This window comes from Acidobacteriota bacterium (assembly GCA_004299485.1).
Lineage (GTDB): Bacteria > Acidobacteriota > Terriglobia > Terriglobales > SCQP01 > SCQP01.
The window spans coordinates 54,979-72,091 of record SCQP01000008.1 but is presented as its reverse complement, the minus strand read 5'-3'; the positions used below and the strand labels follow the sequence as shown (position 1 = coordinate 72,091).

The 17,113-nt window shown below is 63.5% G+C and carries 2 protein-coding genes and 1 CRISPR repeat array (1 of these 3 cut by a window edge); both genes read left to right on the top strand.

The features are described 5' to 3' along the window. Positions 1-38 precede the first annotated feature (38 nt). The gene (locus tag EPN33_06680) at positions 39-3,458 is read left to right on the top strand and encodes a hypothetical protein (protein ID TAN22619.1); all 3,420 of its coding nucleotides are present in this window, start codon (positions 39-41) and stop codon (positions 3,456-3,458) included. Positions 3,459-5,675: 2,217 nt separating this feature from the next. After that, a complete protein-coding gene (locus tag EPN33_06675) occupies positions 5,676-5,909 on the top strand; it encodes a hypothetical protein (protein ID TAN22810.1) in 234 nt (77 codons plus the stop codon). A 2,963-nt stretch (positions 5,910-8,872) separates the two neighbouring features. Continuing rightward, positions 8,873-17,113: a CRISPR direct-repeat array (repeat unit 36 nt; unit sequence GCTTCAATGAGGCCGCAGCCGATTGGCTGCGGAAAT) (it continues 55 nt past the right edge of the window).

Here is a 17,113-nt window from a genome sequence, read left to right as displayed (position 1 = left end):
CGAACTACTATATTCCTGTTTTCCTCGAGGTCTTTCCAATGCGCCGGACGCTGCTGCTCGCTTGCTCCATTCTCACCCTCGCCCTTTGCCTGCCCGCCGCCGCCCAGTTCGGCCGCGGCCCGCGCGGTCCCGAGAAGACCACCACCCCGCCGGCACTGCAGTTCCATTTCATGGGTCCGCCTCCCGGCGGCCGCGTCGCCTCGGCTTCCGGCGTTCCCGGCGATCTCGCCACCGTGTATCTCGGCTCCGCTTCCGGCGGCCTGTGGAAATCCAGCGACGGGGGCCACACCTTCCAGCCCATCTTCGACGATCAGGATGCGGCCGCCATCGGCGCCATCGCCGTCGCGCCGCTCGATCACAGCGTCGTCTGGGTCGGCACGGGCGAGCCCTGGGTCATCCGCCCCAGCGACATCATCGGCGACGGCGTTTACAAATCCGACGATGCCGGCGCCACCTGGCAGCATATGGGTCTGGTGAAAACCGGCCGCATCGCCACCATCGTCATCAACCCCAAAGACACCAACAACGTCTTCGTCTGCGCCGAAGGCCGTCTCAGCAGCCCGCAGCAGTCGCGCGGCGTCTTCCGTTCCGCCGATGGCGGCAAGACCTGGCAGCGCACGCTGTTCGTCAATCCCAACACGGCGTGCAGCGGCCTGAGTATGGATCCCAGCGATCCCAACACTCTCTTCGCCGCCACCTGGCAGGTCGAGCAGCGCACCTGGGTTGAGGCCAGCGGCGGCGCCGGCAGCGGCGTTTACGTCTCGCATGACAACGGCGTGACCTGGACGCATCTCACCGGTCACGGCCTGCCGCATTCGCCCCTCGGCAAAATCGACGTCGCCATCGCGCCCTCCCATCCGCAGCGCGTCTACGCCCTCATCCAGACGGCCGATCAGGGTTCCCTCTGGCGCAGCGACGACGGCGGCAATAACTGGAAAGATGTGAGCTGGGATCGCTCCCTCATCGGCCGCGCCGGTTACTACATCCACATCGAAGTCGATCCCAAAAACGACAACAACGTCCTCATCACCAGCTCCAACGTCCATTACTCCACCAACGGCGGCGAGACCTTCTCCGGCGAAGGCGGCACCGGCGTCAAGCCCATCGGTCCGGCAAGCTGCGGCGACTGCCACGACACCTGGATCGATCCCACCAATTCCGCTCATTACATCCTCACCGATGACGGCGGCGCCAGCATCTCGACCGGCGCCGGCAACGCCCTCCGCGTCAGCCTGCCCAACGGCCAGACCTATCACGTCTTCAGCGACAATCGCGTGCCGTACTGGCTCTACACCAACCGCCAGGACAACGGCACCTGGCGCGGTCCCAGCGATCTCAGCGCCGATACCGGCAACGGCATGCTGCCTAAAGCCGACTTCATGCCCCAGGGCGCGCGCTTCGACTTCGCCCGCTTCTTCCGCCGCCGCGGTCAGGCCAAGGTGAATCAGGCCCTGCTCGCCGCCTATCCCAAGCAGCAAAAATCTCCCGCCGGCTGGGCCTTCAGCCCGGAAGGCTCCGACAAGCCCATCGGCGGCTTCGGCTTCGGTGGCCCGCCCGCGGCCCGCCCGCAGTGGCAGTTCAATCTCGGCGGCTGTGAATCCGGCTTTACCGTCCCCGATCCCACTAACGCCAACATCGTCTGGGCAAGCTGCTACGGCAACAAACTCACCCGCTACAACGCCGCCGAAGGCACGCCGCATTCCGTCGCGCCCTCCAAAATCACCCTCGACTCTCCGCCGACCGAGGTCAAGTACCGCTGCCACTGGACCTCGCCTGTGGCGATTGACCCCTTCAATCACAACAACGTCCTCTACGGCTGCCAGATGGTGCTGCGCACCTCCGATGCCGGCCATCGCTGGATGGAGTTCAGCCCCGACCTCTCCCATCGCAATCCCAAATACATCGTCAACAACGGCGGCATCATGGGCGACAATCTCGCCCAGTACGACGGCGAGGTCATCTGGTCGCTCGCCTACTCGCCTATCGTGAAGGGCCTGCTCTGGGCCGGCACCAACGATGGCAAACTCTGGTACACCCGCGGCGCCGAATCTCAGGCCGCTCCGCACTGGGTCGACGTCACCGCCCATCTCCATTTGCCGCCCTGGGGCGAAATCAACCAGATCGCGCCATCGCCGTTCACTCCCGGCACCGTTTCCATCGCCATTGACTTCCGCATGGCAGGCAGCAACGATTACAAGCCTTACCTGCTGAAAACCACCAATTACGGTCAAACCTGGACCAGCATCAACGGCGACATCCCCTCCTCCAATCCGCTCGACTACACGCTCTCCATCGCCGTCAATCCGAATCGCAAGGGCATGCTGTTTGCGGGAACCGGTCACGCTTTCTATTACTCGCTCGATGACGGCGCCCATTGGATTCACTTCAATCAAGGCCTTCCCCCATCCCCGGTCACCTGGATCAACGTCGAGCGCCGCATGCACGACGTCGACGTCTCCACCTACGGCCGCGGCCTCTACATCCTGCCGCACATCACCGCGCTCGAGCAGTCGGGCGCAACCGCTGTTCCCAGCGGCGATGACGTCAAGCTCTTCCAGCCGAGCGAAATCTTCCGCAAGACGCGCAGCGTCTATCCCACCACGATGGAACCCGCCCGCCCGCAGTTCCAGTTCTATCTCCCCACCGCGCCCACCAACCCTGTGACTCTCGACATCCTCGACCGCGCAGGCCACGAGATCCGCACCATGAAAGTGGATGCCCACCAGGGCCTCAACGGCGCCTACTGGAACCTGCTCTACGATCCGCCGACGCTCGTCAAGCTGCTCACCACCCCGCCCGAAAATCCGCACATCTGGGCTGAGGCGCGCTATCAGGGCAAGACGTTCCGCACTATTATTCATTGGGGCATTACCGGAACTACCGGCGTCCCCATGGCCGCTCCCGGCGACTACACCGTCAAGCTCACGGTCGACGGCCACAGCTACACCCAGCCCTTCCAGGTCACCAAATCGCCCGAGGTCGAAGCCAGCGACGCCATCCTGCGCGAATCCACGGCTCTCCAGGTCCGCCTGCGGGCCGATCTCACCCAAACCTCGCTCATGGTCAACCAGATGGAGCAGTGGCGGAAGCAGATCGAAGACCAGCTCAAGACCGACTCGCCCGCGACCGGCGCGGCGCTGGCCAAGCTCAACGGCCAGATCCTGGACGTCGAGCACCAGCTCGTGAGCGAAGAATCCATGCTCAGCGACGACAAATATTTCCCCACCGCCTACAAGGTCTACATGAACCTCATCTGGCTCAGCGGCCAGGTCGGCCAGGGCGCCCAGGACGCCGCCGGTGGCCTCGACTACGCCCCCACCGCCGCCCAGCGCCGCGTGACCGCCAAGCTCGAAGCCCAGCTCACCCAAGCCCGCGCCGGCTTCGCCGCATTGAAGGCGACGGTGCTGCCCGCCTTCAACGCCGCCATGTTGGGCAAGGGGGCGCACATCGTCATGTAGGTCAGTATTTCAGTACTTCAGTATTTCAGTACTTCAGTATTGTCGTGCGCCTCGAAGCGGTGGAGCATGCGTTCTACGATCTTGTCCAAACCGGTGGCTCGCCACTTTTTGCCCTGGTCGCTCCCGTTGGTCGCTTGGAGTGCGGGCTTCGACTCCCGGCAGGGTCAGCCCGCTGGCGCTCAGGGCTCCTCCAAGCTGCCGCCATTCGAAGCATCGCCTAATATCGGGCCCGGCATTGCAAACAGATCGGGCGGCGTGCTAGGGTGGAACCGTTTGTCGCTGTAGCCAGGAATAGCCTACCCATGCGGAAATCACTGTCACTAGCAGCCTGTCTCCTTTCCATCGGCCTTGTTTTGAGCCTCGCGGCTGGCGCGCAGGCGCCGAATCCGCTGCGGGCGCTGCATTTCCGCTTTGTCGGGCCGCAGGGCAACCGGGACATCTCGGTGGCCAGCGTGCCCGGCAACCCGCTCATCGACTACTTCGGCGCGGCGGCGGGCGGGCTGTGGAAAACCACCAACGGCGGCGTCACGTTCAAGCCCATCTTCGACCATGAGGACGTCTCCGCCATCGGCGCCATCGCCCTCGCGCCCTCGGCCACCAATATCGTCTGGGTCGGCACCGGCGAGCCTTCCATCATCCGCCAGCCCACCTCGCCCGGTGACGGCGTCTACAAATCCACCGACAGCGGCGGCCACTGGCAGCACATGGGTCTGGAAGACTCGGGCCACGTCGTCGGCATCGCCATCAACCCGCACGATCCCAAAATCGTCTTCGTCTGCGCCGTCGGCCAAGCCTACAACGACAATCCCCAACGCGGCGTCTTCCGCACCGAAGACGGCGGCAAATCCTGGTCCCAGGTTCTCAAAGTCAACGCCCAAACCGGCTGCTCTGGCCTCTCGATGGACGCCCACGACCCCAACACGCTCTTCGCCGGCATGTGGCAGCTTTCCATCCGTCCCTGGAACGAAAACAGCGGCGGCGCCGGCAGCGGCATCTTCGTCACCCACGACGGCGGCACCACCTGGCATCGCCTCAGCGGCCACGGCCTGCCCGCAGCCGGGGCTGACATTGGCAAAATCGCCGTGCGCGTCGCTCCTTCCGACTCCAGCCGCGTCTACGCCCTCGTGCAGGAATCCCCCGCGCCGGGCTTCTATCAGTCCGACAACTCCGGCCGCACCTGGCACCTGATGAACCGCAACAACCGCATGACCGGCCGCGGCCCCTACTTCACCAACTTTGACGTCTCGCCCGGCAACGAAAACCTCATCTACTTCACCGCCCAGTACTGGTCGGTCTCGCGCGACGGCGGCAAAACTTTCGCCACCGACGCCGGCCGCGCCGGCGGCGACCTGCACGCCATCTGGATCGATCCCAAAAATCCCAACCGCATCCTGACCGCGCATGACAGCGGCGGGTCGATCAGCCTGGATGGGGGGAAAAGCTGGCAGCAGATCAAGCTGCCGATCGCCCAGATCTATCACGTCTACACCGACAACCGCATCCCCTACGACGTCATGGGCAACCGCCAGGATGACGACGGCGAATGGGGGCCGAGCCGGTCGCTGTTCAGCTCCGACTTCAGCGGCGTCGCGGGCGGCGTCATCACCTCCGCCGAGTGGCACGGTTACGCCGGCTGCGAAAGCGGCTTCACCGTCCCCGATCCGGTCGATTCCAACATCCTCTGGACCGGCTGCTACAACGGCGACCTCACCCGCGTCGACATGAAAACCGGCCAGGCGCGCAACGTCTCCATCTGGCCCATCGACAACTACGGCGGCGCCCCCAGCATGTACCGCGACCGCTGGAACTGGACCTTCCCCATCGCCATCTCGCCGTTTGATCACAACCAGGTCTTCGCCGGCAGCCAGTACGTCTACGAAACCGGCGATGCGGGCCAGAGCTGGAAGCGCATCAGTCCCGACCTCACCCTCAACCTCAAAGATCATGAAGGCAGCTCGGGCGGCGTTGCCGGCGACAACCTCATGACCTTCGACAGCGAGACCCTGTCGAACATTTCGATTTCTCCCGTCAAGCCCGGCATTCTCTGGGTGGGCAGCTACGACGGCGAAGTCAGCGTGACCCAGGATGGCGGTAAAACCTGGACCAATGTGACCAAAAACATCCCCGATCTGCCGCCCTACGGCGAAATCACCCGCATCGAGCCCTCCCACTTCGCCGCCGGCACCGCCTATCTCAGCGATGACCTGATGATGATGGGTGACTACAATCCGTACATTTACAAAACCACCGACTTCGGCCGCACCTGGACCAAGATTTCCGGTGACATCCCGCACACCCTGTTCAGCTACGTCCACGTGGTGCGCGAAGATCCCGTGCGCGCGGGCATGCTCTACGCCGGCACGGAAAACTCCATCTACTTCACCCTCGACGATGGCGCGCACTGGACGTTGCTCAAAAACAACATGCCCGCCGCGCCTATGTACTGGCTGACCATCCAGCCCCATTTCAGCGATCTCGTCATTGGCACCTACGGCCGCGGCATCTGGATTGTGGATGACATTACGCCGCTGCGGAGCTGGGACAAAGTCGTAGCCGCCGCCGCGCCGCACTTCTTCAAGCCGCGCGACGCCTACCGCTTCCGGCGCTCGGTGCTGGTGCCGCAGGACGGCCCCAACGATCCCGTGATCGGCCAAAACATTCCCTACGGCGCCGACCTCAACTACTACCTGCCCACGTCCGCCAAATCCGCAACCCTCACCATCCGCAGCGCCGATGGCGCCGTGATCCGCACGGTGAAGGGAACTACCCGCGCCGGCCTCAACCGCGTCTGGTGGGATCTGCGTTACCCCGCAACCACCGTCGTCCACCTCCTCACTCCGCCGCCCGACAAGCCCTGGGTCAAAGTTGGCGCTGAAGGTTGGCGTCCCCTGGTCGCCTGGGGTGGCGAACCGGGCTCGCCGCGCGTGGTCCCGGGAACCTACCAGGTCCAGCTCACCGTTGATGGCTCCGCCGTCGGCACCGAGCCCCTGACCGTCCTCAAAGATCCCAGCGCCTCGGGCACCCAGACCACCATGGAGGCGCAACTCAAATTCGCCCTCATGATGCAAGGCGAAGTCAACGACGTGGCCGAGATGATCAACGGCGTCGAGCGTACCCGCAAGCAGCTTGCCGATGCTCTGCCGCTGCTCGCCGATCACGCCGATGCCGTCCGTGCCGCTCACGCCCTCGATCAGAAATATCTCGCGCTCGAAGGTCAGCTCTTCGACACCCACCTCAGCAGCGAGAGCATTGAGGAGAGCTTCATCACCCCCGTCCAGCTCTACGCCAAGCTCTCGACGCTCGCTGCCGATTTCAACGGCACCGGCCGTTACGGAGCCGGCGCCGACCTCGGCCCCACCGCGCAGGCCATCGCCGCCAATCAAACCCTGGCCGCGCAAATGAATCAGGTTCGCTCCGGCCTCGCCGCCCTCAACCACGGTGACGGCGCCGCTTTCAACGCCAAGCTTCACTCGCTCGGCCTCGGCCTCGGGATTCAGTTCACGGCGCCGCCGGCGGAGCATCGCTGAGCGGCCGGCAGTTGCCACGAGACAGTGACTGAGGCCGCGCCGGCTCGATTGGCCGCGAGTGTGAGGCGACGAGAAGGCGCGTGGTTGTTGGGCGGGAGCGGATTTGTCGGCTGTGCCGTTGGCGCCTGCGCAAGGTGTGCTGCGCGGTTTTTCCACCACGTTAACTGTCTCATTCCTTGATCGGGAGCAGGCGCCACAGGCGCCTGTTCCCCCAGCGCGGCTACGCCACGCGGCCCGCTCTCTATGGACTTCCAGGCCGCTCAGCCGGGGGCCCCTACGCCCCGGCTTCGCTACTGGGGAGGCGCGAGGGGCTTGCGGGCACCCAGCGCGGCGCTGCCGCGCGGCCCGCTCTCCAAGGACTTCCAGGCCGCTCAGCCGGGGGCCCCTACGCCTCGGCTTCGCTACGGGAGAGGCGCAACGGGATTGCGGGCGCCCAAACTGGCTCCGCCACGCGGCCCACTCCCTATGGAGGTCCGGACCGCTCGACCGGGGGCCCCTGGGCCCGGGCCTCGCTACGAGGGAGGCGCAGCGACGACGGCGGAGGGGGTAGGAGGGGTTGAGGGCGCGCTGGAGGAGGAGGATGGTGCGGACCGGATTGACGTAATTTGGGTGCGGGTACCCAGCCGGGCTGCGCCGGCAAACGACGCACTGCGTCGTTGTGCCCCGCTCTCTATGGACCTCCAAGCCGCTTAGCCGGGGGCCCCTACTCCCCGGCTGCGCTACGCTGAAGACCTTCGGGTCGTCTGGCGGCTCATCGACGAAGCCGTGACGGCGGTTCCACTCTTCCACAGACTCGGGATGGTAGATGGGGAAGCCGTTGGGGCTGATTTCGGGAGGCGGAGGGGGAGGGAACTCGCTGTCCTTGTAGAGCTCGGCCACCCAGTCGGGTTGGGGCCGGGGGCCGGCTGGGGGTTTGGGCTTGGGTTTGGGTTTGACGCCGGGGCCAGGGAGAAAGGCGTCGGGAGGCAGGTGGACGAGCGATTCCTGCCATTTGGCGATGGCGCCGAGGCCTTTGGGATCGAAGGTGAGATCGGAGAGGGCGCGCCAGTAGGAGAACTTGTCGGGAGCCTGGGCGCGGGCCTGGTTCATCAGGGCCACACCGTCGAGGAGCAGGCGGGAGGACCAGGCGATGCCGAGCCAGGCGCGGAAGTTTGGGTCGCGGCACCAGCGGTAGAAGCTGGCGCGGCTGACGTTGGCGGACTGGCACAGCCCCAGGGTGGGCAGGGGCGAGGGGTTTGCGTGGATGTAGTCCAGCAGACGGCGCTGAGCGGGAGAAGCCTTGAAGTCCATGGAGACCTCCGTGGCAGGGGAACAGTGGCTAGTGGCTAGTGGTTAGTGGCTAGCGAAGGCTCGGAAGGCGTGGGGGCCTCAGGAACCTGAGCAGGGATCGGATGTTCTTCGGAGAACCGCGCCCGCGATGGTGCGCGGCGGGCTGCCCGCGTGGGAGCGTTGGGCGGCGCGAAGCCCACGCCGGTAGCGTTCCGCAGAAATTGGGTGTCAATAGATTAGAGGCGGAAAATTGTACTTTGGTTGGCTGGAGCGGGGGATGCGTGCGCGTTTGTTCTAGATCTCGTCGCGCGTGCTTTCGTGCTTGCGCGCGCCGCTCATGCCGCCGAGGACGTATTTGACGTTGGCTACCGCCTTGGCCGCGAGGTACTGCGGCGCGGCGTAGCCAGCCGCCGATCGGGCGCCTCCGCGCCGGGGTGCAAGCGGTCCAGCCCGAGGGTTGCGGCCCGCGTTTACGAGCCGCTGGCAAGCCGCGCCCGCGCGCGTGCGCGCCGGCGAGCCAGCGGAGACTTGCTCTCCGTTGCAATCTGCCAGGCAAGCCAGGTCTCGGCCGCCTGCATTTCCGCTGCCCGCCCGTGGCATGAGACTGGCGACCCGGCCGCTTCAATGAGGCCGCAGCCGATTGGCTGCGGAGATGACCGTCCCCGTCGCGCTCACCCATGCCTGCCACGCGCTTCAATGAGGCCGCAGCCGATTGGCTGCGGAAATAGCATGGCCCCGCCTCCCTCCGCGTCCAAAGCTGAGGCTTCAATGAGGCCGCAGCCGATTGGCTGCGGAAATGGCTTCGTCCTCATCCCATAGCGTCTGATACGGCAGGCTTCAATGAGGCCGCAGCCGATTGGCTGCGGAAATGCCTGCATCCATGGCTGCGGTGCCCCGTCCGTCGCGTGCTTCAATGAGGCCGCAGCCGATTGGCTGCGGAAATTGACCGCCGCGTCGAGATTCCCGACGACCGCGATCTGCTTCAATGAGGCCGCAGCCGATTGGCTGCGGAAATACGCCCGGCGAAGTAGGCGCCTTCCTGCTGGTAGTTGCTTCAATGAGGCCGCAGCCGATTGGCTGCGGAAATGCTTCGCGTCCCCGCCGAGCTGCTTCACCCTGGTCAGCTTCAATGAGGCCGCAGCCGATTGGCTGCGGAAATCAGTTCCGCAAGGCCGCACTTGGCGCAGACGTTCACGCTTCAATGAGGCCGCAGCCGATTGGCTGCGGAAATGGCGGGGGCGGCGGCCGCACAGATTGGTGTCGAACAGCTTCAATGAGGCCGCAGCCGATTGGCTGCGGAAATAGGCCGCCGCTGAGATGGGGCTGGCCATCGAAGGCCTGCTTCAATGAGGCCGCAGCCGATTGGCTGCGGAAATTATCGGCGCCAGCAAGGGCCAGACGGTTTCCTTGGGGCTTCAATGAGGCCGCAGCCGATTGGCTGCGGAAATAACCGGCACGGCTTCAAGCACTTTGCCCAGGTCGTAGCTTCAATGAGGCCGCAGCCGATTGGCTGCGGAAATAGGCAGTAGCGCAATATATCGCTGCTGGTGACAAAGGGCTTCAATGAGGCCGCAGCCGATTGGCTGCGGAAATTACGCCTACTGGCTCAACATCAACGCCTGGAACGAAGCTTCAATGAGGCCGCAGCCGATTGGCTGCGGAAATACCTCACAACGGAGTATACAATGACCCAACGATTACGCTTCAATGAGGCCGCAGCCGATTGGCTGCGGAAATGGCGCTGGCGGCACGTCGTTGGTGTAGGTGACCTTGCTTCAATGAGGCCGCAGCCGATTGGCTGCGGAAATATTTCCCAACACCATTTCCACGCTGACTTCTCCCGGGCTTCAATGAGGCCGCAGCCGATTGGCTGCGGAAATAGCTCGAGGACCGGCACGCGCTCGCCGTTTATCAGGCTTCAATGAGGCCGCAGCCGATTGGCTGCGGAAATCATTGGTGCTCAGCGGCAACCGCCGGAAGTCACCTGATGTTGCGGTACGGGCTTCAATGAGGCCGCAGCCGATTGGCTGCGGAAATGCGAGAGTCCGACGGGCGCGGCCATTGGCGCATGGGCCGGCTTCAATGAGGCCGCAGCCGATTGGCTGCGGAAATGAGCGTATTCGTAGAACCTATTCCGCTCGCACCCACAGCTTCAATGAGGCCGCAGCCGATTGGCTGCGGAAATCGCGGGCTTACGAACTACGCGCAGCAGGACGCCTCGCTTCAATGAGGCCGCAGCCGATTGGCTGCGGAAATCCCGCGACCCCTACGAAGTCGAGATGGCCCGCGCCGCTTCAATGAGGCCGCAGCCGATTGGCTGCGGAAATGGCAAGCTGTTGCACGGCTCCGATGTGCCCGAAGGCGTGCTTCAATGAGGCCGCAGCCGATTGGCTGCGGAAATGCCCACTCATGCGACACAGAGTCGATCACTAGAACATGCTTCAATGAGGCCGCAGCCGATTGGCTGCGGAAATCCGGGCTGCGGCTGCGCGTCGCCCTGCGCCACAGCAGGCTTCAATGAGGCCGCAGCCGATTGGCTGCGGAAATACAGGCGCTCCAGTTCAAGAGCACGCAGGGCCTCATGCTTCAATGAGGCCGCAGCCGATTGGCTGCGGAAATGCAAGGAGATTGACGCAGAAGCGCCGGATGCCGTTGCTTCAATGAGGCCGCAGCCGATTGGCTGCGGAAATCGAAGTGACACGTACATTGGGAACAAAGCTAGAAGCACGCTTCAATGAGGCCGCAGCCGATTGGCTGCGGAAATCAGCGCGGGCTGGGCGATGACAGCATCACATCTCTCTGGCTTCAATGAGGCCGCAGCCGATTGGCTGCGGAAATCAAATATCTGCGGCCGTATTTCAACTACCACGAGTTGCTTCAATGAGGCCGCAGCCGATTGGCTGCGGAAATTTTGGTGTTGCTCCGTGAGGGACAGTGCAAATGAAGCTTCAATGAGGCCGCAGCCGATTGGCTGCGGAAATTACGATGAATCGCTGGACGGCTGGCACCGCGTAGAGCTTCAATGAGGCCGCAGCCGATTGGCTGCGGAAATCATTCTTTCGGTTCCAGGTCGCATCCACGCACTGCGGGCTTCAATGAGGCCGCAGCCGATTGGCTGCGGAAATATTCGATGAGAGCATCACGGGCACCATACCGCTGCGGGCTTCAATGAGGCCGCAGCCGATTGGCTGCGGAAATCATTGGTGCTCAGCGGCAACCGCCGGAAGTCACAGTGCTTCAATGAGGCCGCAGCCGATTGGCTGCGGAAATACGCCCGACCGGCGCGAGGATGGAGCGCGCAGTGAAGCTTCAATGAGGCCGCAGCCGATTGGCTGCGGAAATGATCAGCGTTGAGCTTGCATTAAGCAATTCGATTCAGGCTTCAATGAGGCCGCAGCCGATTGGCTGCGGAAATCGCGGGCGCCCGAGCGGCGCATCTCCCTGAATGTGAGCTTCAATGAGGCCGCAGCCGATTGGCTGCGGAAATCCATGCTCCGGGAGCGTACTCCCAGCCGGGATGAACGCTTCAATGAGGCCGCAGCCGATTGGCTGCGGAAATCGCGACATGGACGCCCAAGCGTGGCGGCCGACGAAGGGGCTTCAATGAGGCCGCAGCCGATTGGCTGCGGAAATGCTGGAACCTTGCGAAGCGAGAGCACAAGCGTTTCATGCTTCAATGAGGCCGCAGCCGATTGGCTGCGGAAATCTGACTGGGTGCCAGCGGATGCCTGGTGCGCGTGGGCCGCTTCAATGAGGCCGCAGCCGATTGGCTGCGGAAATGCGCCTCCGGAAACTTGTGCCACTGGATGCCGTCGAGCTTCAATGAGGCCGCAGCCGATTGGCTGCGGAAATTGGTTGCTCCCTGTCCCTGCCCAATGCCAAGAGCAGCTTCAATGAGGCCGCAGCCGATTGGCTGCGGAAATGCTCTTGAGCGCACTAAGTGCCTGCTGCGCTTGAATCAGCTTCAATGAGGCCGCAGCCGATTGGCTGCGGAAATGCACGCATGGTCCTTGCGAACACCGCGACGCTTGCGGGCTTCAATGAGGCCGCAGCCGATTGGCTGCGGAAATCCTGTCGGTGCCCTGGCCAGCGCGTGCAGATACGTTGCTTCAATGAGGCCGCAGCCGATTGGCTGCGGAAATGTGGACCGACGAGCGCAAGCCCACTGGAACGACGACGCTTCAATGAGGCCGCAGCCGATTGGCTGCGGAAATATGCTGCTCTCCGGCTCCGACACGACCTTCTACACCGTCGCTTCAATGAGGCCGCAGCCGATTGGCTGCGGAAATAGACCAGCCCCAGCGCACTCGCCGGGCTCGGCGATCTGCTTCAATGAGGCCGCAGCCGATTGGCTGCGGAAATCTGCCGAATGGGGGGCGGTGGTCCCAGCTTCAAATAGCTTCAATGAGGCCGCAGCCGATTGGCTGCGGAAATAGGATGACCGTGGTGCCGCGCGTAATGTGGTATCACGCTTCAATGAGGCCGCAGCCGATTGGCTGCGGAAATGCCTTTGCGCGTTTGGCGAAACCAGACCCTGGAATGGCTTCAATGAGGCCGCAGCCGATTGGCTGCGGAAATTCACGGTGACCGCCCAGCTTGCCGCCGCCTACTGAGGGCTTCAATGAGGCCGCAGCCGATTGGCTGCGGAAATCTGCTAAAATACACCGTGCTCGTCAACGGCGCAACGCTTCAATGAGGCCGCAGCCGATTGGCTGCGGAAATGGCGGCGTCCGGGGCCACGCTCGAACGCATGACGCGGCTTCAATGAGGCCGCAGCCGATTGGCTGCGGAAATGCGCATCGTGGACGGCGAAGGCGTGTGGCGCTCTGACGCTTCAATGAGGCCGCAGCCGATTGGCTGCGGAAATCTGGCCGCCACGACTGCTGCCACCGGCGCCCCCGGCGCTTCAATGAGGCCGCAGCCGATTGGCTGCGGAAATGCCGTGGCTGTCGGCCAGCTCGGCACGGAGTCTGGTGGCTTCAATGAGGCCGCAGCCGATTGGCTGCGGAAATGGCATCGTCGCTGTTGGCGCCGATCTTGAAAAGTAGCGCTTCAATGAGGCCGCAGCCGATTGGCTGCGGAAATGCGTGCTTTACGGGGCCGCCGCCTGCCGGTACTACAAGCTTCAATGAGGCCGCAGCCGATTGGCTGCGGAAATGAGGCGCAGTTTAACCAGCAGCAGGCGCGCGAGCAGGCTTCAATGAGGCCGCAGCCGATTGGCTGCGGAAATGCGCGGCCAGCGCCGCCGGGAGACGGCTGTTATGGCGCTTCAATGAGGCCGCAGCCGATTGGCTGCGGAAATAAGAAACGACCCCGGCGCTGAGTGGCGCAACCGCTGGCTTCAATGAGGCCGCAGCCGATTGGCTGCGGAAATGAGCGACCACGCGCTGCTCGGCGCCGACTACGTGAAGCTTCAATGAGGCCGCAGCCGATTGGCTGCGGAAATCTGTACGAGCGGCGCGAGGACGTTGCAGCGTCTATTGCTTCAATGAGGCCGCAGCCGATTGGCTGCGGAAATCAGGGCGGCCGTATCGCCATCAGGACGCCGCACCCGCGCTTCAATGAGGCCGCAGCCGATTGGCTAAGGAAATATCGATTGCCAGAATCGGGTCGCTGTTCGCATAGTCAGCTTCAATGAGGCCGCAGCCGATTGGCTGCGGAAATGGCAGTCGCGGACGAAGCTGCGAGCGCCTCCTGCGCGCTTCAATGAGGCCGCAGCCGATTGGCTGCGGAAATGACGGCCCGGACAAGCAGCAGGCGATTGACAAGCTGCTTCAATGAGGCCGCAGCCGATTGGCTGCGGAAATCCGGGCGCAGTGGCCGCTTGAGATCCCCTCGACTTCAGCTTCAATGAGGCCGCAGCCGATTGGCTGCGGAAATCCGCGGCGCAAGCCACCATTTCCGCGCCATCGTCAGCTTCAATGAGGCCGCAGCCGATTGGCTGCGGAAATCAACCACGCCATGACACGAGCGATGCGGCACACGACGCTTCAATGAGGCCGCAGCCGATTGGCTGCGGAAATATCGCCAATCGGGTCGTACTCGACGACGTCCACGGGCGCTTCAATGAGGCCGCAGCCGATTGGCTGCGGAAATGCCGGTAAGGAAGAACCGTCAGATCCGTCAGGGAAGACGCTTCAATGAGGCCGCAGCCGATTGGCTGCGGAAATGCGAACGACGGCGTGCTCGCAACGGTGGTAGGAGCAGCTTCAATGAGGCCGCAGCCGATTGGCTGCGGAAATCTACTCGGCCGAGATCATCCCCGGCTCGACGCTCAAGCTTCAATGAGGCCGCAGCCGATTGGCTGCGGAAATGTGCGCGTCAGCCGCTTGGCAGCGCCGCGCCAGCTTGCTTCAATGAGGCCGCAGCCGATTGGCTGCGGAAATCAGCAGCTTGGCGTAGCCAGCGTCCTCGTTGCGCGGGCTTCAATGAGGCCGCAGCCGATTGGCTGCGGAAATTATACGCCGGTCGAGTTTGCGAGCCGGGAACCGTTGCTTCAATGAGGCCGCAGCCGATTGGCTGCGGAAATCTACTCGGCCGAGATCATCCCCGGCTCGACGCTCAAGCTTCAATGAGGCCGCAGCCGATTGGCTGCGGAAATCCGCCCTCGAAGCGCGCCGCCACCAGCAGGACGATTTGCTTCAATGAGGCCGCAGCCGATTGGCTGCGGAAATTCCGCGCTCGATGCCCGCGCCCACCGGCACCACGAAGCTTCAATGAGGCCGCAGCCGATTGGCTGCGGAAATGGGCATCGGACAGCTTAGCGCCGAGCTTGGACCGCGCTTCAATGAGGCCGCAGCCGATTGGCTGCGGAAATCAGGCGGATCGCCCATCGCCTGCCGTTGGTCACGCCGCTTCAATGAGGCCGCAGCCGATTGGCTGCGGAAATGGCTATCGACGCGGCCCGGCGCGAAGCGGACAAGAAGCTTCAATGAGGCCGCAGCCGATTGGCTGCGGAAATGTGGGAAGGGTCCGTCTCGGGGTACATTATCGAGGGTCGCTTCAATGAGGCCGCAGCCGATTGGCTGCGGAAATTTCAGTAGAGGTGTAGGACGTGGTGTTCATTTTGCGCTTCAATGAGGCCGCAGCCGATTGGCTGCGGAAATGTATCAGCTCGCCATGACGCCTACCGGCCAAAACGTCGGCTTCAATGAGGCCGCAGCCGATTGGCTGCGGAAATGCCTGCCCGAAGCTGTGCGCACAACGCCGCGTAGTCAGCTTCAATGAGGCCGCAGCCGATTGGCTGCGGAAATATCTTCGCGCTGAGCACGCCGGGTGAGCTGGTGATGCTTCAATGAGGCCGCAGCCGATTGGCTGCGGAAATCTATGCGGTGACTGCAACTGGCGCGCCTCGTCTACGAGCTTCAATGAGGCCGCAGCCGATTGGCTGCGGAAATCCGCCCCCGCCTTTGTGACCACGGTGCAACTTTGGCCGCTTCAATGAGGCCGCAGCCGATTGGCTGCGGAAATGCGGCCGCAGACGACTTTACTGATTAGTCACTCCCCGCTTCAATGAGGCCGCAGCCGATTGGCTGCGGAAATACCCGCACCGCCGTCCAGAGCAAGATTGAAACACTCGCTTCAATGAGGCCGCAGCCGATTGGCTGCGGAAATCTGAACTACCCAGGGCTGTTTGCCACCCTTGCGGATGGCTTCAATGAGGCCGCAGCCGATTGGCTGCGGAAATCGTAGCAGGTTCACTCAGCCGCCGTCCGCGCGCGTTGCTTCAATGAGGCCGCAGCCGATTGGCTGCGGAAATGCCGACCGGGACCTTCTACACGGCGACGCTCGAGGATGCGCTTCAATGAGGCCGCAGCCGATTGGCTGCGGAAATGCGACGTGCGCCTGTATCAGGCGCTCTCCGACCTGGCGCTTCAATGAGGCCGCAGCCGATTGGCTGCGGAAATCCCCGAGCCTAACATGACTCCGCGCAAATGGTCCCCGGCTTCAATGAGGCCGCAGCCGATTGGCTGCGGAAATCTTCCTGGACCAGGTGCAGCAGCTCGGTGACACAGAGCTTCAATGAGGCCGCAGCCGATTGGCTGCGGAAATGGCGCGTCAACGTCACCCCGGCGATGCTCGAGCGGCTTCAATGAGGCCGCAGCCGATTGGCTGCGGAAATGGTGCCGCTGGTGGCGGGCACGGCGCTGACGACGCAGCTTCAATGAGGCCGCAGCCGATTGGCTGCGGAAATGACCGCGACGGTAGGGCTGACGCCAGAGCAGGTCGAGCTTCAATGAGGCCGCAGCCGATTGGCTGCGGAAATTGGTCGCCGCGGCCAGCAGCCGCGCGGGATCCGACGGCTTCAATGAGGCCGCAGCCGATTGGCTGCGGAAATGAGACCGCGGCGACAGTGAACGGGGTGAATGAGACCCGCTTCAATGAGGCCGCAGCCGATTGGCTGCGGAAATGGAGCTGGCGGATGGCACGATCGTGGACGCCATCACGCTTCAATGAGGCCGCAGCCGATTGGCTGCGGAAATGAAAGCCCCTGGTGGAACCGCCCAGGAAGCAGCGATGCTTCAATGAGGCCGCAGCCGATTGGCTGCGGAAATGAAACGATCCGGGTGGAGCTAAGCGAGTTGAAGGGGCTTCAATGAGGCCGCAGCCGATTGGCTGCGGAAATAACCGATAGCATCTGGCAATGGACCGTCACGCAAACGCTTCAATGAGGCCGCAGCCGATTGGCTGCGGAAATCTGATGGTGCACACGCTCACGCCCGCCTTCAGCGGGCTTCAATGAGGCCGCAGCCGATTGGCTGCGGAAATTGCCCGCCCCGCGGGTTTGCCAGGCTCTATTATTTCCGCTTCAATGAGGCCGCAGCCGATTGGCTGCGGAAATGTCCGCAATCTGGTACG